The following is a 21,360-nucleotide window of genomic DNA, read 5'->3' as shown; positions in this document are numbered from 1 at the left end:
GGATGGAACCTGTCTTTCCGCCTCTTCCGGTCGGTGACGGTCGTTTTGCCGATAATATCGTTTTCTTTGCCAGGGTACTGCGGAAGGCCGGCATGAAGATCGGGCCGGCCGCGATCGTTGATGCGATCGAGGCGGTCGAGACGATCGGTATCGGGTCGCGTGAGGAATTTCACGCCGCGCTCTCATCCGTCTTCGTCAAACGGCACGAAGACAAGCCGGTCTTCGACGAGGCGTTTCGCCTTTTTTGGCGCTCGCGGGACCTTGTCGAGAAGATGATCGCAATGCTGTCGCCAAGGGCGTCGGAAACCCTCCAGAAGGAGAAGGCAAAGCCCGGCGAAAGCCGCGCCGCGGACGCCTTGCTCGGCGACCGAAGGGACAACAAGCCGCCGCGCGACGAGCCTGATATCGAGATCGATGCGCGCTTTACGATGTCGGGCAACGAAGTCTTCCGGCGGATGGACTTCGCCCAAATGTCTGCGTTGGAGATTGCCGCGGCCAAGAAGGCACTTGCGAAACTGCAGCTGCCCCTGGACAAGGTGCGGACCCGGCGCTTCCGCCCATCGCATGCTCACGCGCATGTGGATGCGCGCGCGACGATGCGGGCTGCATTGCGCAGCGGGGCCGGCCTCATTCTTCCGCGATACCGCGAGATCCGCGAGGTTCAGCCACCCTTGGTCGTTCTCGCCGATATCTCCGGCTCGATGAGCCAGTACACGCGCATCTTTCTGCACTTTCTCCATGTGCTAACGGAGAAGCGCCGGAGGGTTCATACCTTCCTGTTCGGAACGCGTCTCACGAATGTCACTCGCCAGATGCGGCACAAGGATCCCGACGAAGCGATGGATGAATGCGCGGCAGCGGTAAGGGATTGGTCCGGTGGGACGCGGATCGGTGAGACGCTGAGGGAGTTCAATCGCCTGTGGGCTCGCCGTGTGCTGGGGCAGGGCGCGGTCGTGCTGTTGATCACCGACGGGCTGGAGCGCGAGGGAACGGATCTGCTCGCGGCAGAAATGGACAGGTTGCATCGCTCGTGTCGGCGACTGATATGGCTCAATCCGCTGCTGCGCTTCGACGGCTTCGAGCCGCGCGCGCGTGGCGTGCGCGCAATGCTGCCGTATGTTGACGAATTCCGACCGGTACACAATCTATCATCCTTGAGCGACCTCGCGGAAGCACTCGGCGCAACGCGATCGACGGAATGTGACCCGCGCCGGTACCTCGAGAGATTGAAAGGCATCGCATGACAGGTACATCTTTTGACCTTGATCCGTTAATGACGGCGGAAGCCTGGAGAAAAAGCGGGCGAGACGTGGCGATTGCCACGGTCATCGAGACGTGGGGATCGGCGCCACGACCGGCCGGAAGCCATCTCGTGATCGACCGAGACGGCAATTTCGAAGGCTCCGTATCGGGGGGCTGCGTCGAGGGCGCCGTTATCGCCGAGGCGCTTGATGTGATCGCCGACGGTAAGGGGAAGATGCTCGAGTTTGGTGTTGCGGATGAAACGGCGTGGCGCGTCGGCCTTTCTTGCGGCGGCCGGATTCGTGTCTATGTCGAAAGGCTCAGTTGATGGATGCGGCAAATCTTGCGCGGCTGAATGACGCGCGCCGGGCGCGCCGCGCCGCCATGCTGCTGACTGATCTCGAAAAGGGAGGAGATGCCGTTGTCCTTGAGGGGGAGCCAGTGGAACCCTCCTTGCGAGCGGATATCGAGGCTGCCTTTCGCTCAGGGAAATCGACGGCAATCGAGGTCGATGGGCATCGATACTTTCTTAACGTGCATCTGCCGCCGGCCCATATCGTGATTATCGGCGCCGTTCACATCAGTCAGGTCCTGGCGCAGATGGCATCGCTTGCTGGCTTCGATGTGCGAATCATCGATCCGCGCACGGCTTTCGCCACGCCGGAACGGTTCCTCGGGACCGATCTGACGGCGGATTGGCCGGTGGATGTCCTCAAGGATCGTCCGCTGGACGCCTATACGGCGCTCGTCGCCGTGACGCATGACCCGAAGATCGACGACTATCCCATTACCGAGGCGTTGCGGACCGGCTGTTTCTATGTCGGAGCGCTCGGCAGCCGGAAGACGCATGCGACTCGGCTAGAACGGTTGCGCGCAGACGGTGCGGACGAGGCCGCGCTTGCCAAAATCAGCGCGCCGATCGGGCTTAATATCGGTGCGTCGAGCCCAGCCGAAATCGCGGTCGCCATTCTCGCGGAGATCGTCCAAACGCTGCGGACGCGGACCTTATCTCCGGTTGGTGACAGCAAATGAAGTTCGGATCATTCTCCATCGAGGCAGCCGAGGGCGTGGTCCTCGCCCATGCCGTGAAGCTTGCCGGCGGCAGCCTGTCCAAAGGACACAGGATCGGTGCCGGCGACATCGAAAGGCTGCGCGGTGAGGCTATAGGGCAGGTCATTGCTGCACTAATGGAGGAGGGCGACGTCGGGGAGGACGAGGCGGCGAGACGACTTGCGCAGGCAATCGCGCCCGACCATTTGCGCCTCTCTGAGGCTTCCACGGGACGCGTGAACGTCTATTCGACTGTTGACGGCCTGTTCGTCGCAAGCCGCAGCGCCGTCGACCGGCTGAACAGCATCGACCCTGCTATCACGCTTGCCTGTCTCAACGATCATGTGCCCGTTCGCAATGGCGACATGGTTGCGACATTCAAGATCATCCCGCTCGCCGTGTCCGGCGCCAAACTCGACCTTGCATGCGAGGTGCTGCGGTCGACATCCGCCTTCGAGGTGAAGCCCTTTGCCGGCCGCTCGGTCTCGTTGATCGCGACGGAACTGCCGTCGCTGAAGCCATCGGTCATGGACAAGACGGCACGCGTGCTTTCCCGGCGGCTCGTCGCATCAGGCAGTCATCTCGTGAGGGAGATGCGGGTTGCTCATCACGTCGAACCGGTAGCGCAGGCGCTTCTCGACGCATTGCGGCTACCCGACAGCGCCCCGAAGTTGGTCATCCTTTTCGGCGCGTCCGCCGTGATCGACGCGGAGGATGTGATTCCCGAAGCCATAAGAAGGGCCGGCGGCGAAGTCGTGCAGGTCGGCATGCCTGTCGATCCAGGGAACCTGCTTGTCCTCGGTCGGATCGGTGATATTCCCGTCATAGGCGCACCGGGATGTGCACGCAGCCCGAAGGAGAATGGCTTCGATTGGGTACTCGACCGCATTCTGGCTGGCGAACAGCCGAGCGCAGTCGACATCAGCTGCATGGGTGTGGGAGGTCTTCTGATGGAAATCCAGGCGCGGCCCAGCCTACGCGAAGCCGAGGCGCGCACTAGCCCCGCCGGCAAGCTTGTTACAGTCATTCTTGCCGCAGGCCAGGCCAGACGGATGGGAGAGGGCGGCCCGCACAAGCTGCTGGCGGAGTTTGGCGGTGTGCCGCTTATCCGGCGATCGGTGATGACCGCCATCGGCAGCCGCTCGGCGTCGGTAATCGTCGTGACGGGACATCGTAAAAGCGAGATTGAATCAGCACTGTCCGGACTTGACGTGACAATTGCTCACAATCCGGATTACGCGTCGGGCATGGCTTCGTCGCTCGCAACGGGATTCTCGGTCGAGCACGCCCGTGACGCGGATGGAATTCTCGTTATGCTTGCCGATATGCCGGGTGTGTCCAGTGATGATCTCGATAAGCTAATGGCAGCTTTCCGGCAATCTGGCGGCCAGTCGATCACCCGCGCGGTGTCGCGCGGCAAGCGTGGCAATCCCGTGATATTGCCTAAATCTCTATTTGATGCAGTGCTGCGGCTGGAGGGTGATGTCGGGGCGCGGTACATCATCGAAACATCGGGCGTGCCTGTCGTGGACATCGATATTGGCGATGCGGCGCATCTGGATGTGGATACGCCGGAAGCGGTCATTGGCGCAGGAGGGGTTTTAAAGGGCTAAGGGATGGACACGGCGGCAATTGAAGAAATGTTTCAGGGGCTTGGACCCGTCACCATCAGGCGCATGTTCGGCGGCAAGGGCATCTACCATATGGGGCGGATTGTTGCTGTCGAAGTGCGCGGCGAGATGCTGTTGAAGGCCGACGAGCAAAGCGCATCGGAATTCGAGGCGGCGGGAGCGTCGCAATGGGCCTATGAAGGCAAGAAGGGAAGCCCGGTGAAGATGCCGTATTGGTCCATCCCCGACGATGCCTATGACGACCCCGATGTCATGGCGCGATGGGTTCGGCTTGCCTACGAAGCGGCTGTCCGAGCGGAATGAACCTTAGAGGAGTTCGCCCGACTTGAGCTTTTCGATTGCGGCCGCCGCAAATGCGGAAAGCGGCTGCGGGAGATCGGCGCGGCTGAACCAACCGAAGTCCGACAGCTTATCCGGCTCCGTGAGCTGCGGTTCTCCATCGCACTCGGACGCTACATAGAGCAAGGAAATCCAGTGCTGGGCATCCGCGTCGCTGATCAGTTCCGTGGCGCCGAGAAGGTTGACGCGGCCGATCGATAGGCCGGTTTCTTCTTCCGCCTCGCGTCGAGCCGCCTGCTCGGACGGCTCCATATGATCGACCTTGCCGCCCACAATGCTCCAGTGGCCGGCTTCAGGAGCGCGCATGCGCCTGTAGAGCAGGATCTTGCGGTCGCGCAAAATCACCAGGCCAACGCCAAGGCCCGGGAAATCGATGCCAGGCGTGCCCATATTCGTCAGATCTTGGCGTTGGCCGTGATTAGCATGAAGGCGGGAATTTCATCACCGAAGCCAACCGGCGTCGGACCGTCGTCGTGGTCGCGATAGCGGCGGCGGTCGCGATTGTCGTCGTTTGCCGGGTAAGGACGAGCGGCGCGCGAGCTCTGCTGCGGCTTGTTTTGTTCTGCTTTGCGCTCTTGCTTCACGCTTTCGACCTTTGCTGGTGCTGCTGTTTCCATCGTCTCGACGTCATTATCTGCGACGGCGATTTCAGATTTATGACCTCGACGGCTCTTGCCGCGGCCGGTGTCCTTGTCACGGCCCTTGCGACGCGAGCGATCGTCGTCGCGGCTGGGTTCGGGCGGAGGCAAGGCGGAGAGGTCGCCGTTCAACCACTCGACCTTCTCGCCGATCAACTTTTCGATCGCGTCGGCATGTTTCTGGTCGTGGCGGGTGACGATGGTGAATGCAGCGCCGGAACGGCCTGCGCGGCCGGTACGGCCGATACGATGCACATAATCCTCGGAATGGATCGGAACATCGAAGTTGAAGACATGGCTGACGTCGGGAATATCGAGACCGCGAGCGGCGACATCGGAAGCCACGAGAAGCTGGAGATTACCGTCCTTGAAGTTCTGCAGCATGGCCATGCGCGAACGCTGATCCATGTCGCCGTGCAAAGCGCCGGCGGAAAAGCCGTGGCGGTCGAGCGAACGGAAGAGATCGGACACGTCCTTCTTGCGGTTGCAGAAGATGATTGCGTTCTTCAGATCGGTTTGAGCCTTGATAAGATCGCGCAGAACAGCACGCTTCTCATAATCCTTGCCATGCGAGGCAACGAAGCGCTGCGTTACCGTCTTTGCGGTGGATGCCGGCTTGGCAACTTCGATCCGCTCCGGATTCTGCAGGAAGCGATCCGCAAGCTTCTGGATCTCGGGCGGCATGGTTGCCGAGAAGAAAAGCGTCTGACGGGTGAACGGGATAAGCTTTGCGATGCGCTCGATATCCGGGATGAAGCCCATGTCGAGCATGCGGTCGGCTTCGTCGATGACGAAGATTTCGACAGCACTCATCAGGAGCTTGCCGCGTTCGAAATGGTCGAGCAGGCGGCCCGGCGTGCAGATCAGAACATCCGCGCCACGCTCGAGCTTGCGATCCTGATCTTCAAACGAAACGCCGCCGATCAGCAACGCGACATTCAAGCGGTGGTTCTTGCCGTACTTTTCGAAGTTCTCCGCAACCTGGGCGGCTAGTTCGCGGGTCGGCTCGAGGATCAGAGTCCGGGGCATGCGGGCACGGGCACGGCCCTTTTCCAGCAGCGACAGCATCGGCAGAACGAAAGACGCAGTCTTGCCCGTTCCCGTCTGCGCAATCCCGCAAATATCGCGGCGCTCAAGCGCAAAGGGGATGGCACCAGCCTGAATTGGGGTTGGCGTCGTGTAACCCGCGTCGGTCACGGCGGAAAGCACTTTTTGGCTCAAGCCAAGATCAGCAAATGTCGTCAAAGGGAAAACTGTTTCCGTTCCGGTTCGGCCGTACTCTGGTTGAGTCGGCGTGATTGCGTGGCGCAATGCAGCGCGACATAAGCCGAAACTGTCCTTAAGTCAAGGAATACAGGCCTTGCAGCCAGTGCAGAGGTAAAGACGTGGTTAGCGCGCGTAGTTACTGTATGTAACTCGCAAGCTTCAAGCCCGCATTCATGAAGTAAATGGGATCAATGGCACGACCATCCTGACGGACTTCATAGTGTAAATGCGTACCGGTGGACCGGCCGGTGCTGCCGGCAAGGCCAATCACGTCCGTGCGGTCGACTTTGTCGCCAATTTTCACGAGAATTTCCGACATGTGGCCGTAACGCGTGGAAATGCCCTTGCCGTGATCCACCTCGACCATGTTGCCGTAGCCGCCAGTCCAGCCGGCCGCTATGACCTTGCCGGGTGCCGTCGGGCGAACCTTTTCGCCAGGCGCAAAACGGAAATCGATGCCCGAGTGGAGTGCGAGGCGGCCGAGGAACGGATCACGCCGGTTCCCAAACGAGCTGGTGATCTCCTTGCCGGCGGCCGGATTCTGGAATGGCAGCGATTCGGCCATGCTCCGTACAGTCTCCAGGCGGGTGAGGGCATCGTCCAACTGCGCAAGCGACGTATCGAAATCATCGTTGCTCTCAGGCTCTACGTAAGGGCCGCCGACTGCGGTGTCATCCTGCTTCAAGCGCTCGGCCGGGACCGAAATCCTGAACCGCGTCAAGACCTTCGATATGGCATTGGCGGCGCCGCCGGCATCGCTCGTCAGTTGCGCGATGCGGGTGCGTTGCTTCTGCTCAATATCCTTCAGAGACAGCGTTACCTTGGAAAAAACCCGGTCAGCTCGGTCGCCGACGGTTTCCTTTGCCGGCACATCAGCCAGCGTCGCGTTATCAGGCGTCGCCTCAGCAGGTTCTACAGCGCCGGCAAGCTGATTCTCGATAGCCTGAACTGCGCCGGAGAGCGAGGCATGCTTCTCGTTTGCGTCGGGCGCGTAGGACTGGAGTGGTGTGGCCGCCTTGTTTCCGAGCCCGGAACTTTCGGCCCGGTCAAGAAGGGAGCCCAACTTGCCGTGGCGTGAGGTGAGCGCCAGTTGTTGCTCCATCAATTTGTCGACCTTGTCTTCGACGACCTGCTGATCGAGCAACTGGCGGGAGGTAACGCGATCGACCTGAGCTCGCAGAGCGGCGATCCGGTCCTCATAGTCGTGCTGCATGCGCGCCTGTCTGGCCATTGCCGCGCCGATCAGGTCGTCACGCAGCACGAGATAGGATGTGGCCAACAGATAGCCGATCGCAAAGACCCCGACAAAACATAAGACAAGCGCCGCCATCCACGGCTTGACGGTGAGGTGACGGACCCGGTCACCGCTCGCCAGGATCAGGATATGCTCTTGTTTTCGCTGACCAAATACGCGGCTATGCTGTGCATGCGTCACGGAGAATCTCCCGATCGAAGGCTGATGCCTCAATTGCCGCAATTACGCACGATTATGGTTAATATTTACTTAGGTCAGTATGGCTGTCGTGATCGGATCAGGCGTTGCTCGTCGATGTCAGCGATCGGTAGAAGGATGGCGTCAGTCCTGCTTCGGCCCGGGCGATGTCGTTGAAGGGAGGCTTCAACGGTCCGCGGAAATTGGCGCGTACCAACTCGTGGAATGTCCGTGCCGGATCCCGCTTTTCTCTGACGCAAAGGAAGCGGAACCATTTGGCGCCTATCGCAACGTGACCTTTCTCGTCGTTGTAGATGACATCGAGCACGGCAGCGCTCTCCAAATCCCCGGTTTCGCGCATCTTGGCCTGCAGCGACGGTGTGACGTCCAACCCGCGAGCCTCGAGAATAAGCGGGACAACGGCGAGGCGCGCCGTCAGGTCATTCCTCGTCGCGTGCGCGGCCTGCCAAAGGCCGTCATGGGCGGGGAGGTCACCGTAGTCGGCGTCGAGGTCATTCAGACGGGCGCGCACCATGCGGAAATGTTTCGCTTCTTCGAAGGCAACCTGCATCCACCCGTCGAAGAAGGAGTTCGGGACGGGTTCGGTCGCGAATCGCGCAACGATATCAAGCGCCAGATCGACGGCGTTGAGTTCGATGTGGGCGATGGCATGCAGCAGCGCGATGCGCCCCTTGACGGTATGCAAGGACCGCCTCTCCACCTGCGTCGGCGGTATCAACTCCGGCTTATCCGGACGGCCCGGCCTCTCAGGCAGCGGCGCGTCAAGTGGCGAACGCAGGGACAGTGTGCGAGCAAACCAACGCGTCGCAGTTTCCTGGGCGAGCGTCGTCTTCTTATCGAGATCAGTTGCTCGGATAGCGTCGATCGCTCCGCCGCGCAGGGACGTGATGCTGGAGCGAGAGGTCATCGCGACAGGTTCTGCACGGCGGCAAGAACGATTTCTGCGTGGCCGGGCACCTTCACCTTCTGCCAGATCGTTCCGATGGTCCCATCCTCACGTATGAGGAAGGTTGTGCGCTCCACGCCCATGAAATTGCGTCCATACATGCTCTTTTGTTTCCACACGCCGTAGGCCGCCAGCGTCGTCTTCTCTTCATCGGACGCCAGGACAACCGAAAGACTATGTTTCTTGATGAAGCGATCATGGCATTTTGCGGAATCGGGAGACATGCCGATGACGGCAGCACCGGCCTTTTCGAACTGGTCTGCAAGCGCCGTGAAAGCCAACGATTCGGCCGTGCATCCTGTCGTGTCGTCCTTGGGATAGAAGAACAACACCAGCGGCTTACCACGGAAATCGGCAAGCGCGACGCGGCCTCCGCCATCGCGCGGGAGATTGAAGTCAGGCGCCGTCGTGCCGATGCTGACATCCGTCATGGAGAGACCTTTCTTTTGCCGAGTTTATGGATAACAGGTGATTTGCCAGATATATATTGGACGGGCAGTCGTCCAGCCAGTCTGGTCCAAACCGCAAATTAGGGAGTTAGGCGAGACGCATGTCGGCGATCCGCGGCGAGAAAATTACATTCCGCAAGAAAGACATCGTCGCACTGCATGAGCTCCCTTCGGCGCAGGCCGAAGATCCCATGATCGTCAGTTGCCCGCCGTCGCGTTCGCGCATGCGCAAGACCGCCGGCGCCACGGGTGGCTGCATCGCCGTTATTTTCTTCGTGCTCGCTGCAATTGTCTTCACGGTAGAAAGCGGCATATTCGACGGGCCGCTGACGCGGCAGGCGCAGGCTGCACTCAATTCGGCCATCGGGCCTCGCTATAGGGCGGAGGTCGGCTCCACTGCTATCCGCTTTACCTCGAACCTGCGCCTTGCGCTCGAAGCGCGCAACGTCAACATGATTGACGAGAAGAGCGGCCAGCACCTGTCGACCACACATGCGATGCGTATGGCGCTCGACCCGCTACAACTCTTTCGCGGTCGGATTGCGATTGCGCAGATCGAGGCGGAAGATATAGCACTCGACACAGCGCTGCTGCCGTCTGGAAAGCCGCTCAAGCTCGATGACGTTCGCATCGACGAGATTCCGGCGGCGATGGAAGCTGCGTTCGCTCAACTCGACATGATCGACAGTTTCGTCGAGCGGGGTGGGACGCGCTCAGTGAAACTCTCGGGCATAGATATCAAGCTGGCCGATACGGCGAATGGTCCACTCTCGATCGTCATCAATAGCCTGGACTTCACAAGGACACGCCAAGGCGCGCTGGCGCTGGATGGTGAGGTCGCGATCAACGGCAAGGCAGCGACGCTCAGCGTCATCACCGAAAGAACCGGCGAACGTACCTCGAAGTTGACGGGACAACTGGCGGGCGTCGACCTGGGACCGTTCACACTCAAGCGGAATGTCCAGGGTCAAATCCGGCAGGGCATCGACGGCTCTGGTGATGTGACGATCTCGGCAGTTCGCACCGGCGATCAAGCCGAGCCGGCGCTCGGCGCCTCAGTCGACCTGGAGCCTGGGCAGTTCTATATGGATGGCGACCAGCAGGAGTTGAGCGGAGGGCGCATCAACCTCGCCTACGACTTTGACAAGCAGAAGCTTGAGATCGCGAAATCGCGTGTTCAGTTCGGCGCGACATCCGTACCGCTTACCGGCGCTCTTATCGATCTGGACAAGATCGATGCCGCTGCAGGAAAGGGCTTCGGGATAGATCTGCTGGTCAGTGGCGGCACCGCGGCCCCCACCGCGTCAGGCGAGCAACCGCTCGCCTTCGATATCCAGGCGACCGGTCGCTACCTCGTTACAGACCGCGAACTCGAATTCCCGAACATGCGGGTTTCGAGTCCTGCTGGCGGTCTTTTTGGCTCGCTGCATGTTCGTCTGGGCGACGTGTCGCCGGAGATCAGCTTTGCCGGGCAGTCACAGCAGTTGCAGACAACGGCCGTCAAGCAATTGTGGCCATTCTGGATGGCGTCGAAGGGCCGCGAATGGGTTCAGCGCAACCTCTTCGGGGGCACCGTCACCGACGCATCGATCTCCGTCTTCATTCCGTTCGGACGCCTTGACGAGGCGGTCGGCAAAGGGCTGAAACTCGACAAGAACCAGATCCGGATTGCTTTCGACATCGCAGATACCCGAATGAACGTGGCCGGCGACATCCCGCCAATCCGCGATATGAATGCCCACTTTGATCTGAGCGGTCCGCGGGCGACAATCTCGATCAAGAGCGGGACGGCATTCTTTCCGTCCGGACGATCGGTGAACGTCGGCGAGGGCACGTTTGTCCTGCCATCGACCTACGACAAGCCGCTCATGGCCGAACTCAATCTTCCCATTTCCGGCGCGGCTGACGCGGTCGGCGAATTGCTCACCTATAAGCCGATCCAGGTGTTACAGCGCGCGGGCTTCGTGCCCGAGGACCTGAGGGGCAAGGTGTCGGCGAAAGTGCAGGCTCGCATCGGGCTGATCTCGTCGCAGAATCCTCCTCCTGCTGAATGGAAAGCGGTCCTGCAGCTACAGGATCTCGATGTCGCCAAACCGTTTTCGGGCCGCAAGATCACTGGTCTCGACGGCGTGTTGAACGCGGATCCAAAGCAGGTCAGCCTCGACGGAAAAGGGCTGATCGATGGCATTCCCGCCGGGATCAAGCTTGTCGAGCCGACGGACAAGTCGTCCAATGTCCAGCCGCAGCAGACCATTACTGCCACCTTGAACAATGATCAGCGGGAAAAGGTGCTGCCCGGTCTCAACGACATCGTCGATGGTAGCGTCGACGTGGAACTCAATCGCATCGATCAGGACCGACAGGCGGTCACTGTCGACCTTGGAAGGGCGCGGCTGTCTCTCCCATGGATCGGCTGGTCCAAGGGCGGGGGGATCGGCGCGACGGCCACATTCGAGGCCTCCGGCCCTGCAGACAACACCGAGTTGAAGAACTTCGTCCTCAAGGGGGACGGATTCGGGGCAAATGGCTCGCTTGTTATCGGCAAGGGCAATCTCGTGAAGGCGGATTTCGACAGTGTCAAACTGTCGTCGCTGGACGACTTCTCCGTTTCTGTGAAGCGCGGCAAGGGAGGGTTTGATGTCTCCGTGTCAGGCGAGAGTGCAGATGCACGTCCGATCATCGCGAGATTGAAGTCCAGCAGCGGCGGTGACTCCGACCACAGCGGCAGCATATCCGTTCGAGCCAAGCTCGGCCGCGTCGTCGGTTTCAACGACGAGAAGTTGCGCAATGCCGAGATGACCTATGTGTCGTCAGGCGGGAGGCTGCAGACACTGAATTTCACCGGCGTCACCGACAGCGGCGAGGCGTTCGTAGCCCAGACGAAGGGAAATGGCGTTATCAATGTCACGAGCGGCGATGCCGGCTCTGTTTCGCGCTTCGCCGACCTCTATCAGCACATGATGGGCGGCTTGCTCAATATGCAGATCCGCCTAGGGGCTGGCGACAATTGGGATGGCTCCATCGACATCAGGCGCTTCTCGCTTGTCAACGAACAGCGCTTGCACTCGATCGTTTCGACGCCGGTCGGCGAGGAGCAACGAAGCCTGAATTCAGCGGTAAAACGGAACATCGATACATCGGCGCAGCGTTTCCAGCGCGGCTTTGCGCGCATTGTTTCTCAGAACGGCGTCGTCAGTATCGAGAACGGCGTGGTGCGTGGTGACCAGGTCGGCGCGGTGTTTCAGGGAATGGTTCGTGACCAGCGCGGGAGGATGGACATGACGGGTACCTTCATGCCTGCATATGGCCTCAACCGGCTGTTTGCCGAATTGCCGTTGATCGGCATCATCCTTGGGAACGGCACGGATCGCGGCCTGATCGGCATTACCTTCAAGCTCACAGGAAAGTTGGAATCGCCGGATCTGATCGTCAATCCGTTGTCGATCATCGCGCCGGGCGTTTTCCGCAACATCTTCGAATTCCAGTAGGCACAAAAAAGCCGGCGCGAGGCCGGCTTTCTGTTTGAGACGTTGACCGCGCCTAGGCAGCGCGGCGGATCAGGATGTGCTTCTTCTTGCCGAGCGATAGCTTGATCACGCCATCAGCGGTGATCTCTTCGCTGCCGATGATCTTGCGCTCGTCGCTGACGGCCTGGTCGTTGATGCGCACCGCACCGCCCTGAACGTGGCGGCGGGCCTCGCCGTTCGAGGCTGCAAGGCCGGCGCGGACGATCAGCGACAGAAGGCCGATGCCACCGTCGAGTTCGGCAGCCGGGACGTCGACAGCCGGAAGGTTCTCGGCAAGGCCGCCTTCCTCGAATGTCTTGCGGGCGGTTTCGGCAGCCTGCTCGGCGGCAACACGACCATGCAGGATCGCGGTGACCTCAGTCGCCAGGATCTTCTTGACCTCGTTGATCTCGGAACCGGCAAGCGCTGAGAGGCGTGCGATTTCGTCCATCGGCAGCGTTGTGTAGAGCTTCAGGAAGCGCGAGACGTCATCGTCCTCTGTGTTGCGCCAGTATTGCCAGAAGTCATAGGCCGACAGCATGTCCGCGTTGAGCCAGACAGCGCCGGTCGCAGACTTGCCCATCTTGGCGCCGGAAGCGGTCGTCAGCAGCGGCGAGGTGAGGGCGTAGAGCTGCTGCGTCCCCATGCGGTGACCGAGGTCGATGCCGTTGACGATGTTGCCCCACTGATCCGACCCCCCCATCTGCAGACGGCAGTCGTAGCGCTTGGCCAATTCGACGAAGTCGTAGGCCTGCAGGATCATGTAGTTGAATTCGAGGAACGACAGCGACTGTTCGCGGTCAAGGCGCGTCTTGACGCTGTCGAAAGCCAGCATGCGATTGACCGAGAAGTGCCGGCCGACATCGCGTAGGAATTCGAGGTAGTTGAGCGATCTCAGCCACTCTGCGTTGTTGATCATCAACGCATCCTTCGGGCCTTCGCCGTAGGAGAGGTAGTTCGAGAAAACGCGCTTAATCGAAGCGATGTTGCTCTCGATCGTATCGACGGTCATCAGCTGCCGCGCTTCCTCCTTAAAGGAGGGATCACCGACCATGCCGGTGCCGCCGCCCATCAGCGAAATGGCGCGATGGCCGGTCGCCTGCATCCAGTGCAGCATCATGATCTGGATCAGCGAGCCGGCATGCAGGCTGGGAGCGGTGGGGTCAAAGCCGATATAGGCCGTTACCGGTTCCTTGGCGAAGAGTTCGTCGAGGCCCGTTTCATCGGAAATCTGATGAATGAAGCCGCGCTCTTTCAGCGTACGTAGGAAATCGGATTTGAACTCGGACATGACCTTTTGCTCTCGGGTGCGGATTTTCGGATTGGCTATTGTTGAAGTGACGCGGCGCGTTTAGCACTGTTTTGCCGAACAGTCACCATTTGGCGAGAATCTTCCAGCGAGGGGTCATGGAGAAGATCAGGACCGCGATCGGCTTGATGAGCGGAACATCAATGGACGGCATCGATGTGGCGCTGCTGCGGACCGACGGCCGAGCCTTCGTCGAGCGCGGGCCGTTCCTCGGTGTTCCGTATGAGCCAGCCTTCCGCGACCGATTGAAGCTGGCGCTGGAGCAGGCGAAGTCTATTGCGCAACGTGAGCAGCGGCCGGGCGATCTGGCGTCTGTCGAGCGTGAACTGACGTTACGTCATGTAATTGCCGTGAGGGAATTTCTGGCTACGAATGCGCTCGATGCCTCGTCGATCGACGTCATCGGCTTTCACGGCCAAACAGTGTTACATCGCCCGGACGAAGCGCTGACGGTCCAGATCGGGGATGGGGCGCTTTTGGCACGGGAAACCGGCATTCCTGTTGTCTACGATCTTCGTGCCAACGACATGATGCATGGCGGCCAGGGCGCGCCATTGGTTCCGGTCTATCATGCGGCGCTCGCCGCCAACGTCCCTCATGCCACATTGCCGGTCTGCTTCGTCAATATCGGCGGGATCTCAAACCTGACTTATATTGGCGCGGAGGGCGTCATAGTCGGTTTTGACAGTGGCCCGGGCAATACGCTGATCGACCAGTGGGTCGAAACCCATGCGGGCGTGCCGTTCGATCAGGGCGGCATGATAGCCTCCGAGGGACGGATCGTGGGGGAACTGGCCGATCGCTATTTGAATAGCCCGTTCTTCACCGCAGAGAAGCGGCGCTCGCTCGACCGCAACGACTTTCCGCCGCCGTCGGGTGCAGATGCGGAGCTTGTAGACGGCGCCCGCACACTTGCCTATGTCGCGGCCGCCTCGATCATCAAGTCCGCCGGTCACTTGCCGGTCACGCCGACCCTCTATGTCATCAGCGGTGGTGGTCGGCTCAATCGCGTGCTGATGCAAGATTTGAAAGATATCGCCCATCGCAAGGGCGCCGAGGTGATAACGGCGGAGCAGGCGGGGTTCAATGGCGATTCCATGGAGGCTGAAGCCTGGGGCTATCTCGCGGTAAGGTCGTTGGACCGCTTACCATTGACATTTCCCGGCACGACCGGCGTGCGTGCGCCGGTCAGCGGCGGCGTCGTGGTGAAGCCGTGATGCAACGGGCGATTCTGGAGACGCCGCGCCTAGTCGCGGTCATGTGGGGACCTGACGACGCGGGCCTGATCCATGAGCTTCACTCCACGATTGAGACGACACGGTATCTTTCGGGCACTGCGCCGTGGTCGCGTGAGAAGGCCGAGGAACGGCTGCGCAATTGGTTCGGCGAGCAGGAGCGGGATGGAGCCACCAAGTACAAGATCCTCAGTCGTGACGACGGCCGCTTCATTGGCCACGCGGGCTTTTCCCTGCTTGGCGGTGAGCGGCAGGATTTCGAACTCGGCTATTCGCTTCGGTTCCAGGAATGGGGCAAGGGTTATGCGACGGAGATTGCCGGCGAGTTGGCGGAATGGTTCTTCGAACGGAACTTCGCGCAGCAGTTCATCGCATTCACGCATCCGGACAATGCCGCATCTCAGCATGTCCTAACGAAAATCGGCATGCGAAGCCGCATGCCGATGATCATTGACGGATTGACCTGTCCGACGTTCGAACTGACCGCCGGGATGCGGACCGCTTAGCGGATCCGCTTGGCAGCCGGTTCCGGCACGAGTTCGCCGTTCAGGCGGCGATCGAGGTAATCCTCGCATTCGCTCATCAGCGTCTCGACCTGGCCGTTGAAGAAGTGGTTGGCGCCAGGCACCGTGCGGTGCGTGATCAGGATACCCTTCTGCGTCTTCAGCTTCTCAACGAGGCCGTTTACGTCCTTCTCGGGCGCAACCTTATCGGCTTCGCCGTTGATGATGAGGCCGGAAGACGGGCAGGGCGCGAGGAACGAGAAATCATACGTGTTCGGTTGCGGCGCGATCGACATGAAACCTTCGATTTCGGGGCGGCGCATTAGAAGCTGCATGCCGATCCAGGAGCCGAAGGAATAACCGGCGACCCAGCAGGTCTTCGAATCAGGATGCAAGCTCTGTACCCAGTCGAGCGCGGACGCGGCGTCCGAAAGCTCGCCAGCGCCGTGGTCGAATTCACCCTGGCTGCGACCGATTCCCCGGAAATTGAAACGCAACGTCGTGAACCCGCGCTTCTGGAACATGTAGAAGAGCTGGTAGACGATCTGGTTGTTCATCGTGCCGCCGAACTGGGGGTGCGGGTGCAGAATGAGGGCAATCGGTGCGCTTTTTTCCTTGGAGGGCTGGTAGCGGCCTTCAAGACGGCCGGCAGGGCCGTTGAAAATGACTTCGGGCATCGGTACTCCGGCTTTTATTTTTCGCGTTCGGCCCTGCGTAAGACTTGACGAATGTTGTCAGCTTTTTTAAAACGCAGTTTAGAACAATTCGAAACTTGCATGACGATCCACGCATTGTGGGATGTGTCATAAGGCAAGCCCGGCCGAAATTTCAAGGAAAATGAGCCGAGCCGCCTCGCAAGGATTTAGCGCAGGACAAAAGATCATGGCGCCGCCACGCCTTTATCTCGATTGGAACGCGACTTCGCCGCTGCATCCGAATGCGCGCGACGCGGTCCTGCGCGCGTTGGACCTGTTCGGCAATCCAAACTCGGTCCACGGCGAAGGCCGAGCCGTTCGTGCTGCGATCGAGCATGCACGACGCCAGGTGGCGGCACTTGCAGGGGCTGATCCGGCCCATGTAATCTTTACGAGCGGCGCGACAGAGGCAGCCAATATGGTGCTGACGCCCGAGTTCAGGATGGGGCGCACGCCGCTTAAAGTCAGCCAGCTTTACTATTCTGCCGTCGAGCATCCTGCGGTGCGGGAAGGCGGTCGCTTCCCGAAGGAACAGACGGCGGAAATTCCGGTGACGGAGGCCGGCGTCGTCGATCTCGATGCGCTTGGTGCTTCGCTTGCCGCTCATGACAAGTCGGCCGGGTTGCCGATGGTCGCGGTCATGCTCGTTAACAACGAGACCGGCATCGTCCAACCGATTGCCGAGGTTGCGAAGCTGGTGCAGGCGCATGGCTGCCTTCTTGTTGTCGATGCCGTACAGGCAGCCGGTCGCTTGAAGCTGGATATCAACGCGCTCGGCGCCGATTTCCTAATCGTCTCATCGCACAAGATCGGCGGCCCGAAAGGCGCCGGTGCGCTTGTCACGCGCGGTGAAGTGCTGATGCCGCGACCGCTGATCCATGGCGGCGGCCAGGAGAAGGGTCACCGCTCGGGGACTGAGAACTCGCTTGCGGTGATCGGGTTTGGTGCTGCCGCCGAAGCTGCGATGGAATTTGAGGCACGCAACGAAGCGATCTCGGTGCTCCGTGACCGACTGGAAACCGGAATGCGAGGCGCGGCACCTGATGTCGTCATCTACGGCTCCGAGGGCCAGCGCGTTTCGAACACGACTTTCTTCACCCTTCCGGGGCTGAAGGCCGAAACGGGCCAGATCGCCTTCGATCTCGAAGGTGTGGCGCTTTCTGCCGGGTCTGCCTGCTCGTCCGGCAAGGTCGGAGAGAGCCATGTCCTGGTTGCCATGGGGCGAGACCCAAAGCTCGGCGCTTTGCGCATTTCGTTGGGCTTTGCCACCACCGAAGAGGAGATCGACAAGGCGATTTCGGTCTTCGCGAAAATAGCCGCTCGGCGCAAGCCGGCCGGGGAGGCGGCTTGACCGCTTCATAAATTTGCGGAAACGCAATTTTCCGCTTGCCATTCGGGCTGAAAAGTCCCTTTTGGCCACCTACATACGGGGCAAACGATACTGCCCGAACGACAAGCTGCCGGACCTTTTCTCCGGCGAGATTGGAGAATGACATGCCCGCCGTCCAGGAAACGGTTGATCGCGTTCGTCAGATTGACGTCGATCAATACAAATACGGTTTCGAGACCATTATCGAAATGGACAAGGCGCCCAAGGGCTTGTCCGAAGACATCATCCGTTTCATCTCCGCCAAGAAGCAGGAGCCGGAGTGGATGCTCGAATGGCGTCTGGAAGCCTACAAGCGCTGGCTGACCTTGGAGGAGCCCACCTGGGCTCGCGTCGATTATCCGAAGATCGATTTCAACGACATCTATTACTACGCCGCGCCGAAAAGCACGCCCGGCCCGAAGTCGCTTGACGAAGTCGATCCTGAAATCCTCAAGGTCTACGAAAAGCTTGGCATTCCGCTCAAGGAGCAGGAAATCCTGGCTGGCGTCGAGAAGCCGAAGATCGCCGTCGATGCCGTCTTCGACTCTGTCTCCGTTGTCACGACCTTCAAGGAAGAGCTGAAGAAGGCCGGCGTGATCTTCATGTCGATCTCGGAAGCCATTCGCGAGCATCCGGAACTGGTGCAGAAGTACCTCGGCTCCGTCGTTCCGACCTCCGACAATTACTACGCGACCCTGAACTCGGCCGTCTTCACCGATGGTTCGTTCGTGTTCGTTCCGAAGGGCGTTCGCTGCCCGATGGAGCTGTCCACCTATTTCCGCATCAACGAAAAGAATACGGGCCAGTTCGAACGCACGCTGATCATCGCCGAGGAAGGCGCATATGTCTCCTACCTCGAAGGCTGCACCGCGCCGCAGCGCGACGAAAACCAGCTGCATGCCGCTGTCGTTGAGCTCGTTGCGCTCGATGATGCCGAGATCAAGTACTCGACGGTCCAGAACTGGTATCCGGGCGATGCGCAGGGCAAGGGCGGCATCTACAACTTCGTCACCAAGCGCGGCGATTGCCGTGGCGACCGCTCGAAGATTTCGTGGACGCAGGTCGAGACCGGTTCGGCTATCACCTGGAAGTACCCATCCTGCATCCTGCGCGGCGATGACTCCAGAGGCGAGTTCTACTCGATCGCCGTCTCCAACGGCCACCAGCAGGTCGATAGCGGCACGAAGATGATCCATCTCGGCAAGAACACGTCGAGCCGTATCATCTCCAAGGGCATCGCTGCGGGCGTGTCGCAAAACACCTATCGCGGCCAGGTCTCGGCGCACCGCAAGGCATCCAACGCCCGCAACTTCACGCAGTGCGACTCGCTGCTGATTGGCGACAAGTGCGGCGCCCACACGGTTCCCTATATCGAGGCGAAGAACTCCACGGCGCAGTTCGAGCACGAGGCGACCACCTCGAAGATCTCGGAAGACCAGCTCTTCTATTGCCTGCAGCGCGGCATTCCGGAGGAAGCGGCGATCGCCCTGATCGTCAACGGCTTCGTCAAGGAAGTCCTGCAGGAACTGCCGATGGAATTTGCTGTCGAAGCGCAGAAGCTCATCAGCATCTCGCTTGAAGGCAGCGTCGGCTGACGCGACACGACATGAATGCGCGAGGGCGCGTGGATCGCGCCTTTCTCCGATTGCTTTTTATGGGAAAACACCATGCTTGAAATTAAGAACCTGCACGCCCGCATCGCCGAAGACGGCACCGAGATCATCCGCGGCTTGAACCTCACCGTGAAGGCCGGCGAAGTGGCCGCCATCATGGGCCCGAACGGCTCCGGCAAGTCGACGCTCTCCTACATCCTGTCCGGCCGCGAAGACTACGAAGTCACCGAAGGCGACATCCTCTACAACGGCGAAAGCATTCTGGAGCTCGACGCTGCCGAGCGTGCCGCCAAGGGCATCTTCCTGGCCTTCCAGTACCCGGTCGAAATTCCGGGGGTTGCCACCATGCAGTTTCTCAAGGTTGCGATGAACGAGCAGCGCAAGGCGCGCGGCGAAGAAGAGCTGAAGACGCCGGACTTCATGCGCCTCGTCAAGGACGCAGCCGGCAAGCTGCAGATCAACACTGAAATGCTGAAGCGCCCGCTGAACGTCGGTTTCTCCGGCGGTGAGAAGAAGCGCGCCGAAATCCTGCAGATGGCCCTCCTGCAGCCACAGCTTTGCGTTCTCGACGAAACCGACTCCGGTCTCGACATCGACGCGCTGAAAATCGTTGCCGACGGCGTCAACGCGCTGCGTTCGCCGGATCGCGCTGTCGTCGTCATCACGCACTACCAGCGCCTGCTCGACTACATCGTCCCTGATACCGTTCACGTTCTCTACAAGGGGCAAGTGATCAAGTCGGGCGACAAGACGCTGGCGCACGAGCTGGAAGCCAATGGCTACGCCGACATCATCGGTGCGGCAGCCTGATTGAGGCGGAAAGGACGAGTCTCATGAACATGCAGACGACGAGCCGCCAGACCGCCGCGGAAGCGGCGCTCATCGAGGCTTTCAACAACCAGATCGGCGAACTGCCGGGCGACGGTTCGGTCATCGCCATCCGGGACAGGCTGCTTGACGACCTGAAGAAGGCCGGTTTGCCGACGCGCCGCATCGAGGCCTGGCACTATACCGACCTCAAGACCCTGCTGCGCGCCATTCCGGATCAGGCTGGCGACGCCGGCTCCGAAGCTCGCGACCCGCTGGTCGAAGAGTCCTCCGTTTTGTCGGTTATTCAGGGTGTTCCAGATCTTAAGGCTTCGGTCGATGGTCTGGACATATCAGGCTATGCGGCTCAGCTCTCCAACGGCACGGCTGCCACCAGCCTCGGCGCGCTCGGCAATGACGACGCGATCGGCCGGATCAACGGCAGCTTCGTTCGCGATGGCTACGTCATTGACGTTGCCTCGGAAACGACGTTTGACGAACCGCTTGAGATCCAGTTTGTTCACGCTGGCGGCCAGACGCATACGCGCCTGCCGGTCACCTTCGGCGCGAACGTAAAGGCGACGGTCATCGAACGTCACCTTGCAGTGACTTCGGATTCGGCTTTCGTGTCCCACATCAGTGACATCACGGTTGGCGAGGGTACCGAGCTCACCTGGATCATCACCCAGCAACAGGGCGCTGATGATACGCACCTCGGCCAGATCCGTGTCGATCTCGGCGCCGATGCCAAGCTGAAGCTGTTCGTCATCAATGCCGGCGGCAAGCTGGTTCGCCAGGAACTGCACATCAAGGTGACTGGCGAGGGCGCCGATCTGACGCTTCGCGGGATCAACCTGCTGGGCGCTGAAACGCATACGGACGTTACCATGGTTCTCGGCCATAACGTCCCGCATACAGGTTCCACCGAAGTAATCCGTAACGTCGTCTTCGACCGCGCCAAGGGTGTATTCCAGGGTATGATCCGCGTTGCGCCCGATGCGCAGAAGACCGACGCGAAGATGGCGTGCAACACGCTATTGATATCTGACGACGCCGAGTTCTCGGTGAAGCCGGAGCTCGAGATCTTCGCTGACGACGTTCAGTGCGGTCACGGTGCAACCGTTGCCGACATCGACTACAACCATCTCTACTACATGATGGCGCGCGGCATTCCGGAGAACAAGGCGCGCGCCATGCTCGTCAATGCCTTCGTTGCCGAAATCGTCGAGGAACTGGAAGACGAAGCTCTGGTCGAGGCGCTGGAAGGCGTCATCTCGGCCTGGCTCGAAAAGCACGCCTGATCGGATAG

Annotated in this window: 19 protein-coding genes; 12 read left to right on the top strand and 7 right to left on the bottom strand. The window is 60.3% G+C overall.

Annotated features, from left to right (window positions below; translation table 11 throughout):
* The first annotated feature begins 2 nt into the window (after window positions 1-2).
* From RHIBUN_RS0121965 to RHIBUN_RS0121945, 5 genes are read left to right on the top strand one after another with little or no spacing between them, the layout of a single operon-like run.
* Window positions 3-1,244 (top strand): VWA domain-containing protein, encoded by a 1,242-nt coding sequence (locus tag RHIBUN_RS0121965; RefSeq protein ID WP_025661184.1) that lies wholly within the window; start codon window positions 3-5, stop codon window positions 1,242-1,244.
* Window positions 1,241-1,570, top strand: coding sequence for an XdhC family protein (locus tag RHIBUN_RS0121960; protein ID WP_025661183.1), 330 nt, complete (start codon window positions 1,241-1,243; stop codon window positions 1,568-1,570). Before RHIBUN_RS0121965 ends, RHIBUN_RS0121960 begins: the two co-directional genes overlap by 4 nt.
* Entirely contained in the window at window positions 1,570-2,274 is a 705-nt protein-coding gene (locus RHIBUN_RS0121955; protein ID WP_025661182.1) for an XdhC family protein, read from the top strand. The genes RHIBUN_RS0121960 and RHIBUN_RS0121955 overlap by 1 nt, the downstream gene beginning before the upstream one ends.
* The gene (locus RHIBUN_RS0121950) at window positions 2,271-3,905 is read left to right on the top strand and encodes a molybdopterin-binding/glycosyltransferase family 2 protein (RefSeq protein ID WP_025661181.1); all 1,635 of its coding nucleotides are present in this window, start codon (window positions 2,271-2,273) and stop codon (window positions 3,903-3,905) included. The genes RHIBUN_RS0121955 and RHIBUN_RS0121950 overlap by 4 nt, the downstream gene beginning before the upstream one ends.
* A gap of 3 nt (window positions 3,906-3,908) precedes the next feature.
* Window positions 3,909-4,226 carry a TfoX/Sxy family protein gene (locus RHIBUN_RS0121945; RefSeq protein WP_018854896.1) on the top strand — a complete coding sequence of 106 codons (318 nt, stop codon included), beginning with the start codon at window positions 3,909-3,911 and terminating at the stop codon, window positions 4,224-4,226.
* 3 nt (window positions 4,227-4,229) lie between these two features.
* Here the strand turns inward: RHIBUN_RS0121945 and RHIBUN_RS0121940 are convergent, their stop codons facing one another.
* The 5 genes from RHIBUN_RS0121940 to RHIBUN_RS0121920 form a co-directional block, all read right to left on the bottom strand.
* Window positions 4,230-4,652, bottom strand: coding sequence for an NUDIX domain-containing protein (locus tag RHIBUN_RS0121940; protein ID WP_025661180.1), 423 nt, complete (start codon window positions 4,650-4,652; stop codon window positions 4,230-4,232).
* Between the two features lie 5 nt (window positions 4,653-4,657).
* Window positions 4,658-6,145 carry a DEAD/DEAH box helicase gene (locus RHIBUN_RS0121935; RefSeq protein ID WP_018854898.1) on the bottom strand — a complete coding sequence of 496 codons (1,488 nt, stop codon included), beginning with the start codon at window positions 6,143-6,145 and terminating at the stop codon, window positions 4,658-4,660.
* A 157-nt stretch (window positions 6,146-6,302) separates the two neighbouring features.
* Window positions 6,303-7,601 carry a M23 family metallopeptidase gene (locus RHIBUN_RS0121930; protein WP_025661179.1) on the bottom strand — a complete coding sequence of 433 codons (1,299 nt, stop codon included), beginning with the start codon at window positions 7,599-7,601 and terminating at the stop codon, window positions 6,303-6,305.
* Between the two features lie 97 nt (window positions 7,602-7,698).
* A complete protein-coding gene (locus tag RHIBUN_RS0121925) occupies window positions 7,699-8,526 on the bottom strand; it encodes a ferritin-like domain-containing protein (RefSeq protein ID WP_025661178.1) in 828 nt (275 codons plus the stop codon).
* A complete protein-coding gene (locus RHIBUN_RS0121920; RefSeq protein ID WP_018854901.1) occupies window positions 8,523-8,996 on the bottom strand; it encodes a peroxiredoxin in 474 nt (157 codons plus the stop codon). The genes RHIBUN_RS0121925 and RHIBUN_RS0121920 overlap by 4 nt, the downstream gene beginning before the upstream one ends.
* Window positions 8,997-9,115: 119 nt before the next feature.
* Here RHIBUN_RS0121920 and RHIBUN_RS0121915 point away from each other — a divergent pair, with 119 nt between their 5' ends.
* Window positions 9,116-12,502: a DUF3971 domain-containing protein gene (locus tag RHIBUN_RS0121915; RefSeq protein ID WP_025661177.1), complete on the top strand. Its 3,387-nt coding sequence runs from the start codon at window positions 9,116-9,118 to the stop codon at window positions 12,500-12,502.
* 52 nt (window positions 12,503-12,554) lie between these two features.
* Here RHIBUN_RS0121915 and tyrS read toward each other — a convergent pair whose 3' ends face one another.
* The gene (tyrS, locus tag RHIBUN_RS0121910; RefSeq protein ID WP_025661176.1) at window positions 12,555-13,811 is read right to left on the bottom strand and encodes a tyrosine--tRNA ligase; all 1,257 of its coding nucleotides are present in this window, start codon (window positions 13,809-13,811) and stop codon (window positions 12,555-12,557) included.
* Window positions 13,812-13,927: 116 nt separating this feature from the next.
* On the opposite strand from tyrS, the gene RHIBUN_RS0121905 reads away from it, so the two are divergent.
* Both RHIBUN_RS0121905 and RHIBUN_RS0121900 read left to right on the top strand, forming a co-directional pair.
* Window positions 13,928-15,046 carry an anhydro-N-acetylmuramic acid kinase gene (locus RHIBUN_RS0121905; protein WP_025661175.1) on the top strand — a complete coding sequence of 373 codons (1,119 nt, stop codon included), beginning with the start codon at window positions 13,928-13,930 and terminating at the stop codon, window positions 15,044-15,046.
* Window positions 15,046-15,570, top strand: a complete 525-nt coding sequence (locus RHIBUN_RS0121900; protein ID WP_025661174.1) for a GNAT family N-acetyltransferase — start codon at window positions 15,046-15,048, stop codon at window positions 15,568-15,570. The genes RHIBUN_RS0121905 and RHIBUN_RS0121900 overlap by 1 nt, the downstream gene beginning before the upstream one ends.
* Here RHIBUN_RS0121900 and RHIBUN_RS0121895 read toward each other — a convergent pair.
* The gene (locus tag RHIBUN_RS0121895) at window positions 15,567-16,244 is read right to left on the bottom strand and encodes an alpha/beta hydrolase (protein ID WP_007789602.1); all 678 of its coding nucleotides are present in this window, start codon (window positions 16,242-16,244) and stop codon (window positions 15,567-15,569) included. The genes RHIBUN_RS0121900 and RHIBUN_RS0121895 overlap by 4 nt on opposite strands.
* A gap of 205 nt (window positions 16,245-16,449) precedes the next feature.
* On the opposite strand from RHIBUN_RS0121895, the gene RHIBUN_RS0121890 reads away from it, so the two are divergent.
* The 4 genes from RHIBUN_RS0121890 (at window position 16,450) to sufD (ending at window position 21,352) form a co-directional block, all read left to right on the top strand.
* The gene (locus tag RHIBUN_RS0121890) at window positions 16,450-17,613 is read left to right on the top strand and encodes a cysteine desulfurase family protein (RefSeq protein WP_025661173.1); all 1,164 of its coding nucleotides are present in this window, start codon (window positions 16,450-16,452) and stop codon (window positions 17,611-17,613) included.
* A 143-nt stretch (window positions 17,614-17,756) separates the two neighbouring features.
* On the top strand, window positions 17,757-19,226 hold the full coding sequence (sufB, locus tag RHIBUN_RS0121885; RefSeq protein WP_018854908.1) for a Fe-S cluster assembly protein SufB: 1,470 nt from the start codon (window positions 17,757-17,759) through the stop codon (window positions 19,224-19,226).
* 72 nt (window positions 19,227-19,298) lie between these two features.
* The gene (sufC, locus tag RHIBUN_RS0121880) at window positions 19,299-20,054 is read left to right on the top strand and encodes a Fe-S cluster assembly ATPase SufC (protein WP_018854909.1); all 756 of its coding nucleotides are present in this window, start codon (window positions 19,299-19,301) and stop codon (window positions 20,052-20,054) included.
* Between the two features lie 23 nt (window positions 20,055-20,077).
* Window positions 20,078-21,352 (top strand): Fe-S cluster assembly protein SufD, encoded by a 1,275-nt coding sequence (gene sufD, locus RHIBUN_RS0121875; RefSeq protein WP_025661172.1) that lies wholly within the window; start codon window positions 20,078-20,080, stop codon window positions 21,350-21,352.
* Window positions 21,353-21,360 lie beyond the last annotated feature (8 nt).

Origin of the sequence: Rhizobium sp. IBUN, assembly GCF_000510625.1 — a bacterium.
GTDB classification, from domain to species: domain Bacteria; phylum Pseudomonadota; class Alphaproteobacteria; order Rhizobiales; family Rhizobiaceae; genus Rhizobium; species Rhizobium altiplani.
The sequence above is the reverse complement of the archived record's forward strand: the minus strand, read 5'-3'. Positions and strand labels throughout refer to the sequence as shown.

Bases quoted from the DNA above. Each gene is read 5' to 3' on its own strand.
- RHIBUN_RS0121965 (WP_025661184.1), top strand. From the start codon at position 3: ATGGAACCTGTCTTTCCGCCTCTTCCGGTCGGTGACGGTCGTTTTGCC.
- RHIBUN_RS0121960 (WP_025661183.1), top strand. From the start codon at position 1,241: ATGACAGGTACATCTTTTGACCTTGATCCGTTAATGACGGCGGAAGCC.
- RHIBUN_RS0121955 (WP_025661182.1), top strand. From the start codon at position 1,570: ATGGATGCGGCAAATCTTGCGCGGCTGAATGACGCGCGCCGGGCGCGC.
- RHIBUN_RS0121950 (WP_025661181.1), top strand. From the start codon at position 2,271: ATGAAGTTCGGATCATTCTCCATCGAGGCAGCCGAGGGCGTGGTCCTC.
- RHIBUN_RS0121945 (WP_018854896.1), top strand. From the start codon at position 3,909: ATGGACACGGCGGCAATTGAAGAAATGTTTCAGGGGCTTGGACCCGTC.
- RHIBUN_RS0121940 (WP_025661180.1), bottom strand. From the start codon at position 4,652: ATGGGCACGCCTGGCATCGATTTCCCGGGCCTTGGCGTTGGCCTGGTG.
- RHIBUN_RS0121925 (WP_025661178.1), bottom strand. From the start codon at position 8,526: ATGACCTCTCGCTCCAGCATCACGTCCCTGCGCGGCGGAGCGATCGAC.
- RHIBUN_RS0121920 (WP_018854901.1), bottom strand. From the start codon at position 8,996: ATGACGGATGTCAGCATCGGCACGACGGCGCCTGACTTCAATCTCCCG.
- RHIBUN_RS0121915 (WP_025661177.1), top strand. From the start codon at position 9,116: ATGTCGGCGATCCGCGGCGAGAAAATTACATTCCGCAAGAAAGACATC.
- tyrS (WP_025661176.1), bottom strand. From the start codon at position 13,811: ATGTCCGAGTTCAAATCCGATTTCCTACGTACGCTGAAAGAGCGCGGC.
- RHIBUN_RS0121905 (WP_025661175.1), top strand. From the start codon at position 13,928: ATGGAGAAGATCAGGACCGCGATCGGCTTGATGAGCGGAACATCAATG.
- RHIBUN_RS0121900 (WP_025661174.1), top strand. From the start codon at position 15,046: ATGCAACGGGCGATTCTGGAGACGCCGCGCCTAGTCGCGGTCATGTGG.
- RHIBUN_RS0121895 (WP_007789602.1), bottom strand. From the start codon at position 16,244: ATGCCCGAAGTCATTTTCAACGGCCCTGCCGGCCGTCTTGAAGGCCGC.
- RHIBUN_RS0121890 (WP_025661173.1), top strand. From the start codon at position 16,450: ATGGCGCCGCCACGCCTTTATCTCGATTGGAACGCGACTTCGCCGCTG.
- sufB (WP_018854908.1), top strand. From the start codon at position 17,757: ATGCCCGCCGTCCAGGAAACGGTTGATCGCGTTCGTCAGATTGACGTC.
- sufC (WP_018854909.1), top strand. From the start codon at position 19,299: ATGCTTGAAATTAAGAACCTGCACGCCCGCATCGCCGAAGACGGCACC.
- sufD (WP_025661172.1), top strand. From the start codon at position 20,078: ATGAACATGCAGACGACGAGCCGCCAGACCGCCGCGGAAGCGGCGCTC.